The 16,250-nt window shown below is 61.0% G+C and carries 12 protein-coding genes and 1 pseudogene; 10 read left to right on the top strand and 3 right to left on the bottom strand.

The annotated features are described in order from the left end of the window. Nucleotides 1–3 precede the first annotated feature (3 nt). Nucleotides 4–1,004 (bottom strand): IS630-like element ISNma5 family transposase gene (locus tag NMQ09_RS17705; protein WP_255191903.1). Its coding sequence is split into 2 segments (ribosomal slippage): nt 4–512 and nt 512–1,004, totalling 1,002 coding nucleotides; the frame shifts between segments, so codons are not numbered across the junction. On the opposite strand from NMQ09_RS17705, the gene NMQ09_RS17700 reads away from it, so the two are divergent. Together NMQ09_RS17700 and NMQ09_RS17695 are read left to right on the top strand one after the other, a co-directional pair. After that, a complete protein-coding gene (locus tag NMQ09_RS17700) occupies nt 1,004–1,732 on the top strand; it encodes a hypothetical protein (protein WP_255191902.1) in 729 nt (242 codons plus the stop codon). The genes NMQ09_RS17705 and NMQ09_RS17700 overlap by 1 nt on opposite strands. A gap of 269 nt (nt 1,733–2,001) precedes the next feature. Then, nucleotides 2,002–2,883, top strand: a pseudogene (locus tag NMQ09_RS17695) (IS1595 family transposase). Between the two features lie 284 nt (nt 2,884–3,167). On the opposite strand, the gene NMQ09_RS17690 reads toward NMQ09_RS17695, so the two are convergent. Further along, a complete protein-coding gene (locus NMQ09_RS17690) occupies nt 3,168–3,620 on the bottom strand; it encodes a chemotaxis protein CheW (RefSeq protein WP_255191901.1) in 453 nt (150 codons plus the stop codon). Between the two features lie 108 nt (nt 3,621–3,728). On the opposite strand from NMQ09_RS17690, the gene NMQ09_RS17685 reads away from it, so the two are divergent. From NMQ09_RS17685 to NMQ09_RS17650, 8 genes are all read left to right on the top strand, one after another. Next, on the top strand, nt 3,729–4,511 hold the full coding sequence (locus NMQ09_RS17685) for a chemotaxis protein CheW (RefSeq protein WP_255191900.1): 783 nt from the start codon (nt 3,729–3,731) through the stop codon (nt 4,509–4,511). A gap of 101 nt (nt 4,512–4,612) precedes the next feature. Further along, the gene (locus tag NMQ09_RS17680; RefSeq protein ID WP_255191899.1) at nt 4,613–4,975 is read left to right on the top strand and encodes a response regulator; all 363 of its coding nucleotides are present in this window, start codon (nt 4,613–4,615) and stop codon (nt 4,973–4,975) included. Beyond that, on the top strand, nt 4,972–6,108 hold the full coding sequence (gene cheB / locus NMQ09_RS17675; RefSeq protein WP_255191898.1) for a chemotaxis-specific protein-glutamate methyltransferase CheB: 1,137 nt from the start codon (nt 4,972–4,974) through the stop codon (nt 6,106–6,108). Before NMQ09_RS17680 ends, cheB begins: the two co-directional genes overlap by 4 nt. After that, a complete protein-coding gene (locus NMQ09_RS17670; RefSeq protein ID WP_255191897.1) occupies nt 6,101–9,688 on the top strand; it encodes an ATP-binding protein in 3,588 nt (1,195 codons plus the stop codon). The genes cheB and NMQ09_RS17670 overlap by 8 nt, the downstream gene beginning before the upstream one ends. Nucleotides 9,689–9,716: 28 nt before the next feature. Next, the gene (locus tag NMQ09_RS17665) at nt 9,717–10,322 is read left to right on the top strand and encodes a chemotaxis protein CheC (RefSeq protein ID WP_255191896.1); all 606 of its coding nucleotides are present in this window, start codon (nt 9,717–9,719) and stop codon (nt 10,320–10,322) included. Next, nucleotides 10,319–11,554 (top strand): chemotaxis protein CheC, encoded by a 1,236-nt coding sequence (locus NMQ09_RS17660; RefSeq protein WP_255191895.1) that lies wholly within the window; start codon nt 10,319–10,321, stop codon nt 11,552–11,554. Before NMQ09_RS17665 ends, NMQ09_RS17660 begins: the two co-directional genes overlap by 4 nt. Continuing rightward, a complete protein-coding gene (locus NMQ09_RS17655) occupies nt 11,551–12,066 on the top strand; it encodes a chemotaxis protein CheD (RefSeq protein ID WP_255191894.1) in 516 nt (171 codons plus the stop codon). Before NMQ09_RS17660 ends, NMQ09_RS17655 begins: the two co-directional genes overlap by 4 nt. Continuing rightward, a complete protein-coding gene (locus NMQ09_RS17650; RefSeq protein ID WP_255191893.1) occupies nt 12,063–12,887 on the top strand; it encodes a CheR family methyltransferase in 825 nt (274 codons plus the stop codon). The genes NMQ09_RS17655 and NMQ09_RS17650 overlap by 4 nt, the downstream gene beginning before the upstream one ends. A gap of 226 nt (nt 12,888–13,113) precedes the next feature. Here NMQ09_RS17650 and NMQ09_RS17645 read toward each other — a convergent pair whose 3' ends face one another. Continuing rightward, nucleotides 13,114–16,245 carry a methyl-accepting chemotaxis protein gene (locus NMQ09_RS17645; protein ID WP_255191892.1) on the bottom strand — a complete coding sequence of 1,044 codons (3,132 nt, stop codon included), beginning with the start codon at nt 16,243–16,245 and terminating at the stop codon, nt 13,114–13,116. Nucleotides 16,246–16,250: the final 5 nt, after the last annotated feature.

Raw genomic sequence — 16,250 nt, 5'->3', positions numbered from 1 at the left:
AAATTAGAAATAATTGCTCACTTTTGGTATAGAGATCTGGTCAAGAGCTGTATCAATCGCCGTTGTAAGATCGTCGAGTGACTCAAAGAAACGGTTGCTGAGAGCGGCTTGGAGTTGTCTCCAGCACTCCTCGACAGGATTGAGCTCTGGCGAGTACGCCGGTAACGTGACGAAGTCGAGGTCGTCACGGGCCGCCAGGTCCGTGACGGCCGACGCCTGGAAATACGACGCTCCATCCAGCACGATGAGCAAATCATCTGCAAATTCTTCGCATAATGCAAGAATGAAATGTTTGGCGTGTTCGGCGGTTACGTACTCTTCGAATCGAGCGAAAAAGCGATCACCGTCTTCGGTGATCGCGCCCAACAGGCACGTCCAGTCGCGTTGGCCGGATAATTCGACGGCCGGCCGCGTGCCGCGAGGAAACCACGCGGCACGCGGCTCGACTTGCACGGATTTCTTGGTCTGATCGATACAGACTACTGTGGCGTCCATCTCCCGCCGCTTTTTTTGAACTCTTCGCGGAAGGTTTCTTGCTCGTCAGCATCAGATTCGGCGGCTGTACGGCGTGGTTTTTGATAGCTCAATCCCGCTTCTTTGAGTAACCGCCGGCAGCTCGGGATTGAGTACTCGACATCGTAGGTTTCCTCAAGATATTGCTGGACGAGCGCCGGCGTCCACGCCGGCGCGTCGATCCCGACTTCCTTGGGAGGTTCGTGAACGGTTTGTTCGAATTCTTCCTGCTGTGTTTCTGAGAGCTTCCGGTTTCTTCCGGAGCGGTGAGCATCAGAAACGGCTTGCTCAAACGGTTCGTCCGTATCGAGTCGCATGAGCCAGCTGTAGATCGTTCTTCGACCGGTGTCGTGCCACTCTGCAAGTTCGGTCTGCGTAACGCCGTTTTTGTACGCGATCGCCGCTAGTAACCGCTGTGTCGGCTTGTTCTCCTCAACCCTGTCGAGAGCGTCTTGGAGTTCTTCGACGGAGATCTCGTCGAGATGGTCCATTGACTACAGTAACAATATCTGGGCGGAAAATTCTAACGGTTACTATAGTGATCGTCGGCTCGGACGATGCCGATGGGGGCGTCGGCGCTATCGTGTGGGCCGACTGGAACGCGGACGACCTGCCCGCCCGTCTCGGCTGGGATGACGTGAAGCCTGAAACGAGACAGTATGCGAATCACACCCTGTACACCGTCGGTGAGGTGACTGCGACAGCGGTCAGCGACGTTGTATTCGCCGTTGGAACGTCCGACGTGACGCGAGCCATCATCGACGTGTGGCATCACGACGGTGACCCGCTTATGGGTGATCTCCTGCGAACGTTCGAACGGAGTTCGATCGAGGTCCCGACCAGATTCGCCCTCGTGCATCCGAACGACGTCGACGTGAGCACAGGCCCAGGGCCTGACTCGGGCGACCGAACTACGTTCAGCTACGGTGCCGTCTTCGCGGAGAAGACGGACCGGGTCGCGGAAGTGAACGTGACGGCCCACGACGTCGACCTCGCCAAAACGCTCGTTGACGAACTGGCCACGACCCTCCTCGACCGAACGGCGGCTGAAAAGAACCAATCAGGCACCGAGTCAGCGGTCCCAGTCGAGATCGCCGAAGATATCGACATCGTGCAGGATGCGGACGCGGCGGTCGTCAGGTACCGTGCCCCGGCCGACCAGTACGTCGAATTCGTCGGCGACTTCGTCGAGGCGGTTGGGTGTGAACTTGGTCTATAATTATCGTATTCCTTGGACGGCCATATTTTATAACTTACCATTTATATATAATATTCGTATCTTAAAATCAATCTATTAGGAAGTCCTTTACAGAAATACGAGGTAACATCTTAAGAGGGTCGTGTTTAATCGCATGACGGGAGCGGAATTTCCTGTTTTGCGGCCTTCTTGATGTTGTGCGCTCATCCGTAGGAGATTGTTGACACTACTGAGCGGTCGCTACAGAGTCGAAGAGGACAAGGGCACCGCGTCAGCGATGCCCGACACGAATGATTCCACTGGATGTGTTTGGCTCAGAATCGGTCGCAGCGGACCTGCTGCAACAGGTTCGCTGGCGTGACGGTGTTACCTGTCCTCGCTGCCGTTCTGACCACACGGTCAGAAACGGCAGCTACAGAAAGTTTCAGCGGTATCTCTGTAAGGATTTTGACCGCACATTCAACAACAAGACTGGCACGATCTTCGCCCACTCGAAGGTTGCACTCCGCCGCTGGTTGTTTTCGATCTACGCGTTTCTCCGGTTTAACACGAGTCTCCGCCAACTCCAGTGTGAAATTGAGGTAACACACAAAACGATGCACCGGCGCATCGAGCCCTTCGCCAGAGCGCTCGATGCGCCTTCGCTCGATCTTGTCGGACCGGTCGAAATCGATGAAGTGTACGTCTCTGCCGGGAAGAAGGGCCGCGATCGCGATCGACCGTCGCGCTCGCGTGGCCTCTCTACGCGTGGGCGAAGTTCGTACGATGGCGACAAGCCACCTGTATTCATTCTTGCTGATCGCGGGACCAGACAGCGGTACGTGATCCCAGCGAAAGCCGCCGACGAATCGACAATTCGACTCCTCCTTGCTGACCGCACAGAGGAGTCGATCGCGGTCTATACCGACGGCTTTCGAGCGTTCAAACCGCTCGAAGGGGACGACGCGTTCACCCGCAAATACGTCGTCCACGGCGACGAATACGCCGATGAGGAAGTTCACGTCAACACCTACGAGAGCCACGCGTCGCTGACGTGACGGTGGCTCTCGCCCCATCGAGGAGTCTCCAAAGACAAGCTGACGCCGTATCCCAGAGCGTTCCAGCTCCGCCGAGAATTATATCGAAAACTGGGACGAGACGCACTCAAACAGGCTATCAAAGCAACGCTCTGAAATCAACAATGTGCTACACAAGAGCGTACGCTACTAATAGGATTAATTGGGGTGCCAATCATAACGATGATTTACTGGATAGCGGGACAATCGCTCATGTATATATCTTTTTTCACCCTATTTTTCGGAATTATGCTGGGCTTCCTGCTTCTCAGACTCCCATCGGTGATCAGTTCGCGGTAGACGTAAGTCCAACCGTTCGGATAATTGGAATACGAAACTGATCCGCCGGTCAGAAAATGGTGACACACGCGTTACGGTCAAAGAACAGTGGATAACTTCGATCAGCCGTTTATCGCCGCTTCGTTCAGCCAGACGAGTCGCTCACCATCGAGTTCGACCCACCCGTGAACGAATCGGACGTGGCCGCTCGAGCGCTCGAGCGTCGACGGATCGACCGGCTGGGCGACGTCGACGTCGTCGACGAGCCAGCCACAGCGTCGGCCCTCGTCGGTCGACTCGAAGACGAGGAGGTGGGGGTCGTCGACGCGATCCGGCGTCCTGGTGGAACCGAACGCCCGCGCGAGGTCGACGACACGAACCGGCGCTCCGTCGAGCGTGAGTTCGCCCGCGTTCCACGGATCGGCCGCCCCCTCGAGGACGTCGTACTCGTCGACGCCGACGGCCGCCACGACGCGCTCGATCTCGACGCAGTATCGCGTTTCCTCGAGAGAGAACGTCAGAACCATCGTCGGTCGGTCTGGCCGGTTGGCGTCCGCACCTGGAGCCGTCGTCATCTTGCTTGAGTGTCGAAACTGCCAGGAAATAACGCTGTCGGCACGCTCGAGTGGCTCGCCACTGGGGGTCAACGTTTTATCGATGCGATGTAAGTAACGAACGAGAACATGTCCTCGGACATTCCCGACAGGCTCCTCGGGCTCAGTATCGGTGAGTCGGACGACCGGCACCCGGGAGACGATGGCGACGACGAGCAAGAGGAGTACGAGCGGTTTGTATTCGTCGAACTCGGCGACCATCGGCTCGCGCTCGCCGTCGACGACGTCAAATCGATCACTGATCCGCCGACCGACGTGACGCGAGTGCCGCGCTCGTCGCGAGCGATTGAAGGGGTGACGGACCTTCGTGGCGTGATCACGGCGGTGATCGATCTGCGTCTTCACTTCCCGACGACAGAGCGCACACCGGACGACCAGCGGCTCGTCGTCTTCGAGACCAGAGCCGACCAGCAGCCCGCCGCGGTCCGCGTTGACGACGTGCTGGGCGTCGAATCGGTACCCGAACGCAACGTCCTCGAGGAGCGTGAGCTGGAGTCGGGCTCGCTCGAGGAGGTCCCGTTCTCCGTCGAGGACATCGATCGAAGCGTCCTCGAGCATCCGTTGCTCGTGGCGGCCGTCGTGAAAGAGTCCGGAACCGAGATCGGAATCGACGATCTGCTCCCCGGGAGGGCAGGTAACGCCGAACCCAAACAGGACACGTCGACCGACCCGTTCGGAAGCCGGCTCGGTCTCGGCGGCGACGCGTCGGGAGACGAGGTCGGCGAACTGTTCGACGACACAGAGCCAGCAGAGCAACGAACCGAGACCAGCCAGCCCGAGGAGGTCGGTGAAGTCGAGACGACGGGACTGCTCGACGTCGAACGGTTGCTCGTGGCGTCCAGACAGCGCTGACGGCGACCGGTTCTGCGCTCACTCCACGTTTATCACCTCTGATAACCGGGAGACAGCATTTATAGTAGTTGTATTTGTACCGGTCTGTGGTGTACAACTGAATGTCGACAGGGGTGCTCATCGTAGACGACTCTCATTTTATGCGAAACCTGCTCCGCCAGATCTTAGAAGAGGAGTACCAGATCGTTGGAGAGGCGTCTAACGGGGCCGAAGCGGTCAAGCTGTACAAAGAACGGAAACCCGATATCGTGATGATGGACATCGTGATGCCCAAGTGTAACGGCATCAAGGCGACCGCGGCGATCAAAAAGCTCGACCCGGGCTCACGAGTCATCATGTGTACGAGCGTCGGGCAGCGTGAGAAGATGAAACTCGCGGTCAAAGCCGGTGCGGACGGGTACGTAACGAAACCGTTCGAAGAAGAGAGCGTTCGGAAAGCCTTACGTGACGTCATTGCTGCATGAAGCGCGTACTCGTTGTCGACGACTCACAGTTCATGCGGTCGGTAGTCGACAACGCGCTCACCGATGCGGGCTACGAGGTCGAAACGGCCACGAACGGCCGAGAAGCGGTCGACGCCGTCGAGACCTCCCAGCCGGACGTCGTCACGATGGACGTCGAGATGCCCGAAATGGACGGAATTGAAGCCGTCGAACGAATCATGTCGTCGCGACCAACCCCGATTCTCATGCTCAGCGCCTACACGGCCGAGGGCGCAGAGTCGACGCTCGACGCGCTCGAGCGGGGTGCGATGGACGTCCTCCAAAAACCGGATGGGACGGACTCGCGGACGATCGTCGATCTCGCGGACGAACTCGTCGACAAAGTCGACGAGGTCGCGAATACCGACGTCTCCTCGCTCGCACTGGCGCGTGCGGCCGCCGCCATCGAGTCCGTCACCTCCGGGCGCGTCCGGCAGTCGGCCGTCGTGTCGATGGAGTCGATCGGTGCCACGTCGGTGGGAACTGGCTCGACGGCAGTCGAGGTCGACGACAGCTATCTCGACGATCCGACGATCGTCGTCGGTGCCTCGACCGGCGGGCCGAAGATCCTGGAACGGCTGTTCGCGACGCTCCCGATCGAACTCGGGGCGAAGCTACTCGTCGTCCAGCACATGCCAGCGGAGTTTACCGAGCGCCTCGCGAACCGACTCGACGAGATCAGCGAGTACGACGTCAGCGAGGCGACACACGGCGACCTCGTCGGTGCCGGAGAGGCGCTCGTCGCACCCGGTGGGCATCACCTCGAGGTCTCGAGCAATATCGGCGGACAGCTTCGAGTGCGACTCGACGACGGCGAGCGAGTGCACAGCGTGCGGCCGGCGATCGACGTCACGATGAAGACGGCAGCCAACCGCGTCACTGACCCGCTCGTCGGCGTCGCCCTGACGGGGATGGGTCGGGACGGTGCGGCCGGAATCGAGGCGATCAAGTCGGCCGGCGGACGGACGATCGCCCAGGACGAAGAGACGAGTCCGGTGTTCGGTATCCCCAAACAGGCGATCGAGACGGGCTGTGTCGACGAAGTCGTGCCGGCCCCGTCGATCGCCGACCGCATCGTCGACGCCTTCAGAACGGAGGGAGAGTACAATGAGTGAGTATCTGAGCGATTTCGTACAGGACAGTCAAGAGCAGATCACGACGTTGAACAACTCGCTACTGACCCTCGAACGCTCACCGGACGACCAAGAGGCGTTGAGACGCACCTTCCGTGCCGCCCACACCCTGAAAGGGAACTGTGGCGCGATGGGGTTAGAACAGGCGAGTGACCTGGCACACGCCATCGAGGACCTCCTCGACGAGGTTCGGGCTGGTGACGCCGAGGTGTCTGGCGACCTCATGGACACGGTGTTCGACGGCGTCGACGAACTCGAGAGAATAATCGACGAGGTCGCCTCGAGCGGCGAGATCCAGACCGATCCGACAGAGGTGATCGAGGCACTCTACGCACAGACCGAAACCGGCCGAGACTCGTCGTCGCTCTCGTCCCCGTCGGACGAGGAGATCGACGCCGTCCTCGAACCGTTCGATCCACCCGCAGACGACGACCACCACGCCTACTTCGTTCGGCTCTCGATCGACGGCGACGCGGACGTGAACAACGGCCACCTCGTCGTCGAGGCGCTGACCGACGCGTTCGACGTGATCGGCACCGATCCACCTCGAGAAGCGATCGAAGCGGGCGAGTACGAGCACGCCCTCGACGCCGTCTTCGCCAGCCCCGTCCAGAAAGAAGCGATCGTCGCCGCACTCGAGCCGGTCGACGCCGTCGTCGACTTCGAGATCACCGTCGTGACCGACCGGTTCGAGACCGGCAGCGACGAGCCCGACATCGACGTCGGCAGCGAGATCTCCGCTGAAGACGCCAACGAACTATCGGTCGACGAACTCCTCGACGAACTGAGCGAGTTCGACGACCTCGACGCGCTGGCCGAAGAGGTCGAAGACGTCGACGCCTTCGAGGACATGGGCGACGCTGGCACGTTCGACGACCTGCTCGAGGACGAAGACGTCGACGACCTCGCCACGGAGCCGACGGTCGACGACGCAGACGCTGACGACGAGAGAGCCGACGCGTCGGCAGACGACGAGACGGACCAGGTCGACGACGCGACCGCCGTCTTCGAAGAACTCAAAGACGAAGTCGAGATGGTCGGCTTCGACGAACTGCAAGACGAGCTCGACGAACTCGAGTTCGACGAGTTCGACGACGAAGACGAGATCAGCATGGAAGAGCTCCTCGGCGACGACGTCGATCTCGAGGACGACTCGTTCCTCGACGATTCGGATCCGCTGCTCGAGGACGAGGCAGACGGGGCAGACGAGTCAGAAGGAGAGATCGAGTCCGCCGAACCGGCCCTCGAAGCTGGCTCAGCAGTCGACGACCGAGACGAAACTGCGTCGGAGGAGTCGGTGCCCGAGGCGTTCTCGTTCGACGACCTTCCGGGTGAGGTCGCAGACGTCACCGCAGAAGCGGCGGCCGACGCCGTCGAAGCTGACGACGCTGAGACCTCTGTCGAGACTGTCGAAGCTGACGATGCTGAGACCCCTGTCGAGACTGTCGAAGCTGACGATGCTGAGACCTCTGTCGAGACTGTCGAAGCTGACGATGCTGAGACCCCTGTCGAGACTGTCGAAGCTGACGATGCTGAGACCTCTGTCGAGACTGTCGAAGCTGACGATACTGAGACCCCTGCCGAGACTGTCGAAGCTGACGATACTGAGACCCCTGTCGAGACTGGCGAAGCCGACGATATCGAGGCTCCTGTCGAGACTGTCGAAGCTGACGACGCTGAGGCCTCTGTCGAGACTGGCGAAGCCGACGACGCTGAGACCCCTGTCGAGACTGGCGAAGCCGACGACGCTGAGACCCCTGTCGAGACTGGCGAAGCCGACGACGCTGAGACCCCTGTCGAGACTGGCGAAGCCGACGACGCTGAGACCCCTGTCGAAGCCGACGACGCTGAGACCGAGCCGGAACGCCCCACCGACGATCCGGACACGCCAGCCGTCGACGAAGAGTCTGTAACGACACCGTCGACGGTTGAAGACGATGACGAATCGGTCGACGACCTCGAGTCGCCCGCGACGACGGACGCGTTCGAGGAGACGATCGACGCCGTCGAGACAGAGGAGTTCGCGGATGCGGTGTTGGGTGACGATGGCCTTGACGAGGCCGAACTGGCCGCAGAGACAGACGAGTTCGGGGACGCCGTGTTCGGGAACGACGGATTCGACTCGGCAGACCCACGGTTCGAAGATACGATCGAGGACGACCCGTTCGCCGATTCACCAGTCGATTCGTTCGACCACGACGCGTCGGACCTCGAGCTCGACGACGAATTCGAGGCTCCCGCCGCCGGCGAAGACGAATTCGACGCCCCGAGTACCGAATTCGACCCGGCCAGTGAACTGGGCGAGCCGGCTGCGGACACGGCCGACCTCGAAGCCGACGACCAGTACACCTCGACGCCACTCGCCGACGAATTCGACAGCGATCAGTTAGCCGCCGAACAGTCGTCCGACGACGACGGCGACGACAGTATCCAGTCCGTTCGCGTCGACGTCGACCAGATCGACAGCCTGCTCACACTCGTCGAGGGACTCGTCACGAGCAGGGTTCGACTCCGTCACGCGATCGAAACCGGTGCGGATCTGATGACGATCGATCGCGAGCTCGACGGCCTGGCGGATCTCACGACCGAACTGCAGGAGACGGTGATGGACGTTCGGCTCGTTCCACTCGAGACGGCCGTCAACCGGTTACCGCGTGTGGTCCGTGACATCGCTCGCGAGCAGAACAAGGAGGTCGTCCTCGAGCTGGAAGGCGAGGAGGTCGAACTCGACCGGAGTATTCTCGACGAGATCGGCGACCCGTTGATCCACATGGTCCGGAACGCAGTCGATCACGGTATCGAACCGCCGGACGAACGCGAAGCGGCTGGAAAGCCGCGCGAGGGGACCGTGGAGCTACGCGCCGATCGATCGCGCGATCGGGTCACGATCGAGATCGAAGACGACGGCGCGGGGCTCGATCCGGACCGGCTTCGGACGGAGGCCGTCGAAGCAGGCGTCCTCTCCGCCGCCGAGGCCGACGCACTCGAGGACGAGGAGGTGTACGACCTCGTCTTCCACTCCGGGCTGTCGACAGCGGAAGAAGTCACCGACATCAGCGGCCGAGGCGTCGGAATGGACGTCGTGAGACGAACGATCGACGAGCTGGATGGTTCGGTTACCGTCGAGAGTGCACCCGGCGAGGGGACGACGTTCACGCTGACGTTGCCGGTCACGATGGCGATCGAGGACGTCCTGTTCGTCGAGAGTGGCGGTGAGGAGTTCGGCGTCCCCACGAAAGTCATCGGCGACGTCGAGACGGTGACTGCCGTCGAGGTCGACGAAGAACGAGGCGTCCTCGAGACCGACGAGGCCGAGTTCTCGATCGTCGACCTCGCAGCGGAACTCGACACCCCCGGTGACGGCGTCGGTGACGACGGCATGTTCGTCCGGATTCGCGACGAGGTCCGTCCCGTCGCGATCCAGTGTGACGAGATTCGCGGACAACAGGAGGTCGTCGTCAAGCCGTTCGAAGGCTTCATGAAAAACATTCCCGGGCTCAGCGGTGCGACGGTCCGCGGCCGGGGAGAGGTCGTCAACATCCTTGACGTAACATCACTATGAGTACTGCGGAAAACCCACGGAGAAACCAATGACACTGATGGTCGACATTCGAAAGTTGAGCTTTATAAACGAGATGGCGAAAGTCGGAACGACCGGCGTTGCCGAGAACATGGGCAAGCTGACGGGCGAAAACGCACAGATGGAGGTCACGAAGACGACCTTCGTCGACGTCGACGACATCGAATCCCAGCTCGAGCCAGGAAAACGAGTCGGCGTTCGCGTTCGACTGCTCGATCCACCGCACGGGCACATCCTGGTCCTCTTCCCAGAAGAGAGTGCGAAAAAGATCACCGCGCTCATGCTTCGTGACGTCGTCGACGACATGTCGAACGTCTCCGGAAAGATGGCTCGAAGTGCGGTCGAGGAGATGGGGAACATGATGGCCAGTGGCTTCATCGACGGCTGGGCTGACGTCCTCGGCCGGGCAATCGACATCGCCGCACCCCAGCTCGTCTACGCCTCCGCAAGCGACGTCGTCGTTCGAACTGCCAATCTCGGCGACGACGACCTCGCGCTGTTTTTCGACTCGGACCTCTCGGTCCCGAGTTATCAGATCGAAGCCGAGATCTACGCGTTCCCCGACCTCGAGGAGTTCGTCGGGATGGTGAACGGGATCGAGGTTGGACAGACATGAGACTCGACGTCAACGCACTGGGTGTGTTCTACCGGATCGCTCGCGAAGGGGCCGGGCTCGCCGCAGGGCGGCTGACGCGGATGACCGGTGTCGAAACGCGAGTCGGCGTGACGAAACTCAACTTCATGCGCGGCGAGGAGATTCGCCGGGACTTCGAGGATGGGTCGGAGAAAGTCGGCGTCCGCGTCAAGCTGACCGGCGGCCTCGACGGGCACTCGATCGTCGTCTTCGAACGCGAGAGTGCGTTTCGGATCGTAGAGACGCTCCTCTCGGAATCGAGCGACGAGTTCGATCAGATGACCCAAAGCGCCACGACCGAGGTGGGCCACATCATGAACAGCGGCTTTATCGACGGCTGGGCCGACGTCTTAGAGACCGTCATCGACGTCTCGACGCCCGAGTTCGTCGCTGGAGCGTCAGCCGAACCCTTCTTCGCCGACATCGAAGAAGCACCAGGTGACGACGACCTCGCGTTGCTGTTCCAGAGCCAGATCGAAGCCGTCGGCACCGAAATCGGCTTTAGCCACTACCTGTTCCCGAGACAGGAGACGATGGCCAGGCTCTTAGAGCAGTTGCGAACGAACGAAGGGATCGAGTACAACAAACTCGACGGCTTCGACCGGATGGCCGAACAGGGTGCCGAGGAGGTCGCGAAGACGGCAACGACGCTTACCGGCATCGAGACGAACGTCGAAATTCGACGACTCAACTTCGTCTCGCTCGAGACCATCCCCGAGACGGTCTCGAACGAAACGCTCGTCGGCGTCGCGTTCGAGTTCGACGGCACGCCGAGTGGCTATCTCCTCTTCCTGTTCGACGAGGAGTCTGCCTACGAGATCGCCGACGCGATGATTCCGATGGGGCTCGACGAAAACGAGGGGTTCGGCGAGATGGGCAAGAGCGCGATCATGGAACTCGGGAACATCATGGCGAGTGGCTTCCTCGACGGCTGGGCAAACGTGCTCGATACGGCGATTGACCACTCTACACCCGAGTTCATCCACGACATCGGCGCCGCCGCAGTCGATCCCGTCATCATCCAGCTCGGCGAGAATCAGGACTTCGCGTTCGTCTTCGACACGGTAGTGACCGCGGACGGTCGCGAGTTCGACTGTGATATCTACGCCATCCCCGACGAGTCGGACCTCGAGCGCGCGCTGAACGACCTCGATGTCGACCGAATCGACGAGACGCCGACGACCGCGAAGTTCGAAGAAGTCGAGAACTCATGAAGACGTACGGAACCGAACCAGGACTTCCAGATCCCGTTCAGGTCGGGATCGCCGAACTGGCCGTGAGCGAAGGCGAGGACACACTCAAGTCCTATGGGCTTGGCTCATGCCTGGCGGTCGCCCTCTACGACCCCGACTCCGGCATCGGCGGACTCGCACACGTCATGCTCCCGAACGGGGACGAGGTCGAGAACAGCGACGAAAAACCCGGCAAGTACGCCGATACGGCGATCCGGGCACTCCTGCGCCGAATGGTCGAGCGGGGGGCGAGCTACACCTCCGTCAAGGCCAAGATTGCCGGCGGCAGCGACATGTTCGAGTTCGATAGCTTCGACGAGAGCGTCGGCCAGCGAAACGCCGAGGCCGCAAAAGACGAACTCGAGAAACTCGGCGTGCCGCTGCTCGCAGCGGACGTCGGCGGAGACTACGGACGGACTGTCGAGTTCACCCCCGGAACGGGTGTCCTCGTCGTCAGAACGTCGAACGGGGAGGGAGCGGTGACCGAGCTGTGACCAACGACGACGCGTTCACGAGACTCCTCGAGTACGTCGAAACCGACCTCTCGTTTGCGACGAGCCACTACAACGATAGCTACCTCGACAGACGCGTCTCCTCGCGGATGCGACGGACCGGCATCGAGACGTACGAGGCCTACCTCGAGCACCTCCGGCGCGATCCCGACGAACAGGCGGCGCTGCTCGACTCGATGAGTATCAACGTCACCGAGTTCTTCCGAAATCCGGACGTCTGGGAGGGGATCCGCGAGGTGATCAGAACGCTCGCCTCACGGCGCACCGGCGTCCACGTCTGGAGTGCTGCCTGTGCAGACGGGCGTGAGCCCTACTCGCTGTCGATGCTCGCCCACGACGATCCACAGATCGACGAATCCGCCGTCACAGTCCACGCGACCGATATCAGCGAAGGCGCCCTCGAAACCGCGCGCCGTGGCGTCTACGAGGAATCACGGACGGTCGACCTCGCCGAACAGCTCGCGTTTCTCGACGACGACACGCGATACGTCGACCGGACGAACGGCACCTTCCGCGTCCGTGAGGCGGTCAAATCCAACGTCACGTTCGAGCGCCACGATCTCATCAACGATCGGCCCAAGTCCGGGTTCGATCTGGTCATCTGCCGAAACCTGTTCATCTACATCGACGCCGAGTACAAACAACCGATCCTCGAAACGATCGCGAACTCGCTCCGTCCGGAAGGCTATCTCGTGATCGGAAAAGCCGAGACGATTCCGCCGGACCTAAAGTCGACATTCGCCGTCCACGACGGACGACTTCGGATCTACCGGTTGGAGCGCGATCCGATTCGAATCCAGTAGCCTACCACAACACTCGCTCACGGGGTTCGTTCCGTGAGGACTACTTATGCTCATCTAGAGTACCAACTAAAACGCGGTGGACACCGCTTGCAGTGGCGCGATCAGGACCGGCGAGTCACGCCAGTTCTGGCTGCTGAATCACGAGCAGGGTGTGGAATGACGTTCAGTGGCTAACAGACCACATTCGAACCGGTAGAAAACCAACGTTCGGCCGCGCCAGAGCCGATCAGCGACTGTCGCCAAAGGAGAACACGTCGTCTCCGTGTTCGCTCGAGTCGTCTCCGTCGGCTTCCTGTGCCGATTCGTCTCCGTGTTCGCTCGAGTCGTCTCCGTCGGCTTCCTGTGCCGATTCGTCTCCGTGTTCGCTCGAGTCGTCTCCGTCGGCTTCGACGTCGTCGGCTGGTTCCGCGTCGAAGAGGTCGTCTGCGTCGTCGGTCGAGTCGAACTCGAGTGAATCGACCGGTTCCTCGGATTCGTCGACGGGGTCGACGGCGATCGCCTCGTCGGCTCCGTCACTGTCGTCGTCAGGTTCGTCACCGAGAGCCGCGAGCGGGTCGGCCGCTTCCTCGGACTCGATGGTGGACTCCGCTCCGTCGGTGTCGGCCGGTCCGACCGCGAACGGCTCTTCGTCCTCGTCGTGTTGGTCGGCCGGTCCAGCCGCGACCGTGTCAGCAGGTTCTGACTCGACCGTCTCCGATTCATCACTCGGGTCCACGGCGAGTGGCTCGTCTCTCGCTTCGAACTCGTCCTCTAAGGCCGTGAGTGGATCGGTCGCGTCGTCGGATTCAGTGGGTCGACTGGCGTCGAACGCGTCCGCCGGTTCGGTCTCGGAGGCCGCCGATTCGTCTGCTGGTCCCACTGCGAGTGGCTCGTCGTCGTCCGAGTCGTCACCCATCGGCTCTTCTTCGTAGGTGAATCCCTCGAGCGGTTCGTCCGACTCGCCATCCGTCCCGAAGTCGTCAGCCTGAAGGGCGTCGATCAGATCACCACCCTCAGAGAGGATGGCACTCTCGCCTTCGAGGTCGGCGCCGTCCTCTAGATCGGCGACGTCGGCGTCGGTGTCGAAGCGATCCAGCGCCTGGGAGAGCTGGACAGCTTTGCCCGCGAGGTCGTTCGCACTCTGTGAGACTTCGGTGAGCGAGGAGGTCTGCTCTTCGGCTGCAGCGGCCACGTTTTCGCTTTCGGCACTCGTCTGCTCGGCGATCGTCGCCGCCTCGTCGACCATCGCGACGACTTCCTGGGTCGACGCTGCCTGCTGCTGACTGGCCGCGGAGATCTCTTGCACGCCGTTGTTCGTCTCCGTCGCGTACTCGGCAATCTCGTCGAGCGCCTCGACCGCGCTCTCGACGGACGCCTTGTTCTCTGAGACGTGCTGGCTCGTCGCCTGGACTTCCTCGGCCGTCCGTTCGGTCTGGGTCTGGATCCGATCGAGGCGCCGTTCGATGTCCTCTGCTGCGTCTTTGGTCTCCTCGGCCAGCTCTTTGACTTCGCTGGCGACCACCGAGAAGCCCTCACCCGACGATCCCGAGCGGGCGGCTTCGATGTTGGCGTTCAACGCCAGCATGTTGGTCTGCTCGGCGATCTCGGTGATGAACGTCAGGAGTTCGTCGATCTGTCCCATCTCCGCCTCGAGTCGCTCGATCTCTTCGACGGCGGCCTCGGACTCGGTCTCGATCTGGTTCATCCCGGCGATCGCCTGCTGGGCCGCTTCGCGACCGCTTCGACCAGTTTTTGCGGTCCGTTCGGCGATGTCGGCGACCTCGTTGGACGAGGCGGCGATCTCTTCGGTCGTCGTCGAGAGGCCGTTCATCTCGTGGGTGACCGACTGAAGACTCTCGTTCTGACGATCTGCACCGTCGGAGATCTCCTGAACCGAACTCGTGACCTGTTCGGACGCCGACCTGACTTCCTCGGAACTCGCAGTCACCTGTTCGGAACGCGTCGCGACCTCGGATGCGAACGCTTTGAGGTTCGCGGTCGTCTCTTCGATCTCGCCGATCATCAGGTTGAACTCCTCACCGATCTCGCGCATGGACTCGTTCTCGGTCTCGGGATCGAGACGGGCCGTGAGGTCTCCCTGTGCACAGGATCGCATCACGCGTCGGTACTCGTCTGCTTTTGCCTCGAGTTCGGCGTTGACTTTCTCGGTTTCCACGCGAGCGCGTTCTGCCTCCTCGCGGGCTTCCTGAGCCTCCAGAATCTGACGTTTCAGGGAGTCACGCATTCGGGCGAATTCGTCGTAGAGTTGCCCGATACTGTCGATGCGCTTGGTCTCGAACTCGACTTCGAGGTCACCCTCACCGATCCGCTTGGCCTGGTTCTCGAGGTGATTGAGCGACCTGGAGGTATTTCGGGCGATGATGCCACCCACGAGGACGATAAAGAGTGTTCCCCCGATAGAGAGGTAAGTGCCGTACTCCTGGATGGTGTAGGCGAATCCGAACGCCTGCTCTTCGGGGGTGTGGACGACGACGTAGAGATTCTCTTCGCCCGGAATCTGTGCGTAGGAGGCGATGTACTCCTGTCGGTGGTAGTCTGCTGCCCCGTGAGCGTCGTCTCTCACGAGCGACTGTTCGAGCGAGTCCGAAACCCTGTCGATGGTGGCCGATCCGGAAGCGCCGTCCAGTATATTGGCGTGTCCGTACCCTTCGAATAGTGACGAACCAGTCGGGTCGACGATAACCGTTTCTGACGACTGATCCACGACGTACGCGATTCGGCCATCGTCGTTGAGCATGCCGTCGCCGAGCGACTGAAGGCTGACGGTGTAGACGATCGTGCCCTCGAAGTCGTCAGCCGTCCCTTCGGCGGTCACCCGTGACACTTCGACGGGTTGGACGTAGACGGCAACCTCCTCACCGACGACGGACGTGTGGGTCCCAACGAATCTCGCTTCTCTGTACTCCTCGGGGTCCATCTCGTCGAACGTTGGGAGCTCGGTCCACGGCGCATCGATTTCGTCGAAGGACCTCCCCTCGAGCGGTGTGTACGAACTGGCGACAACTTCGCCCGCTTCGTCGTCGATGTAGTGTATATGGCTCGCCCCGCTAAACCCGTCTCTCTGGGTGCTAAGATACGCCGAGCTGGGATCACCGTCCTGGATAACGTCGTGGTTGGTGAGTGAATCAGTGACCAGGAGATTCGACTCGTGCCACCGTTCGAAGTTCCGCGCTTCCGTATCCGCGAGTGCAGATTGCTCCTCGAACGCCTGGCTTTCGACCTCCGCCGCGATTTCTCCCGTACCGAGAAAACCCGCCACACCGATGGCGAGGCCGAGGATCAAAAGCCCGATCGCAAACTTCAACGCATATCTTCTGCGTATAAACTTCGGTATCACTACTCGAAACGGGCCTAACATACGCC

The sequence above is a fragment of the Natronobeatus ordinarius genome, from assembly GCF_024362485.1.
Lineage (GTDB): Archaea > Halobacteriota > Halobacteria > Halobacteriales > Natrialbaceae > Natronobeatus > Natronobeatus ordinarius.
Note: the sequence above shows the minus strand (reverse complement) of the source record. Positions and strands in the feature narration are given on the sequence as shown.

Bases quoted from the DNA above. Each gene is read 5' to 3' on its own strand.
- NMQ09_RS17690 (WP_255191901.1), bottom strand. From the start codon at position 3,620: ATGACGACGGCTCCAGGTGCGGACGCCAACCGGCCAGACCGACCGACG.
- NMQ09_RS17685 (WP_255191900.1), top strand. From the start codon at position 3,729: ATGTCCTCGGACATTCCCGACAGGCTCCTCGGGCTCAGTATCGGTGAG.
- NMQ09_RS17680 (WP_255191899.1), top strand. From the start codon at position 4,613: ATGTCGACAGGGGTGCTCATCGTAGACGACTCTCATTTTATGCGAAAC.
- cheB (WP_255191898.1), top strand. From the start codon at position 4,972: ATGAAGCGCGTACTCGTTGTCGACGACTCACAGTTCATGCGGTCGGTA.
- NMQ09_RS17670 (WP_255191897.1), top strand. From the start codon at position 6,101: ATGAGTGAGTATCTGAGCGATTTCGTACAGGACAGTCAAGAGCAGATC.
- NMQ09_RS17665 (WP_255191896.1), top strand. From the start codon at position 9,717: ATGACACTGATGGTCGACATTCGAAAGTTGAGCTTTATAAACGAGATG.
- NMQ09_RS17660 (WP_255191895.1), top strand. From the start codon at position 10,319: ATGAGACTCGACGTCAACGCACTGGGTGTGTTCTACCGGATCGCTCGC.
- NMQ09_RS17655 (WP_255191894.1), top strand. From the start codon at position 11,551: ATGAAGACGTACGGAACCGAACCAGGACTTCCAGATCCCGTTCAGGTC.
- NMQ09_RS17645 (WP_255191892.1), bottom strand. From the start codon at position 16,245: ATGTTAGGCCCGTTTCGAGTAGTGATACCGAAGTTTATACGCAGAAGA.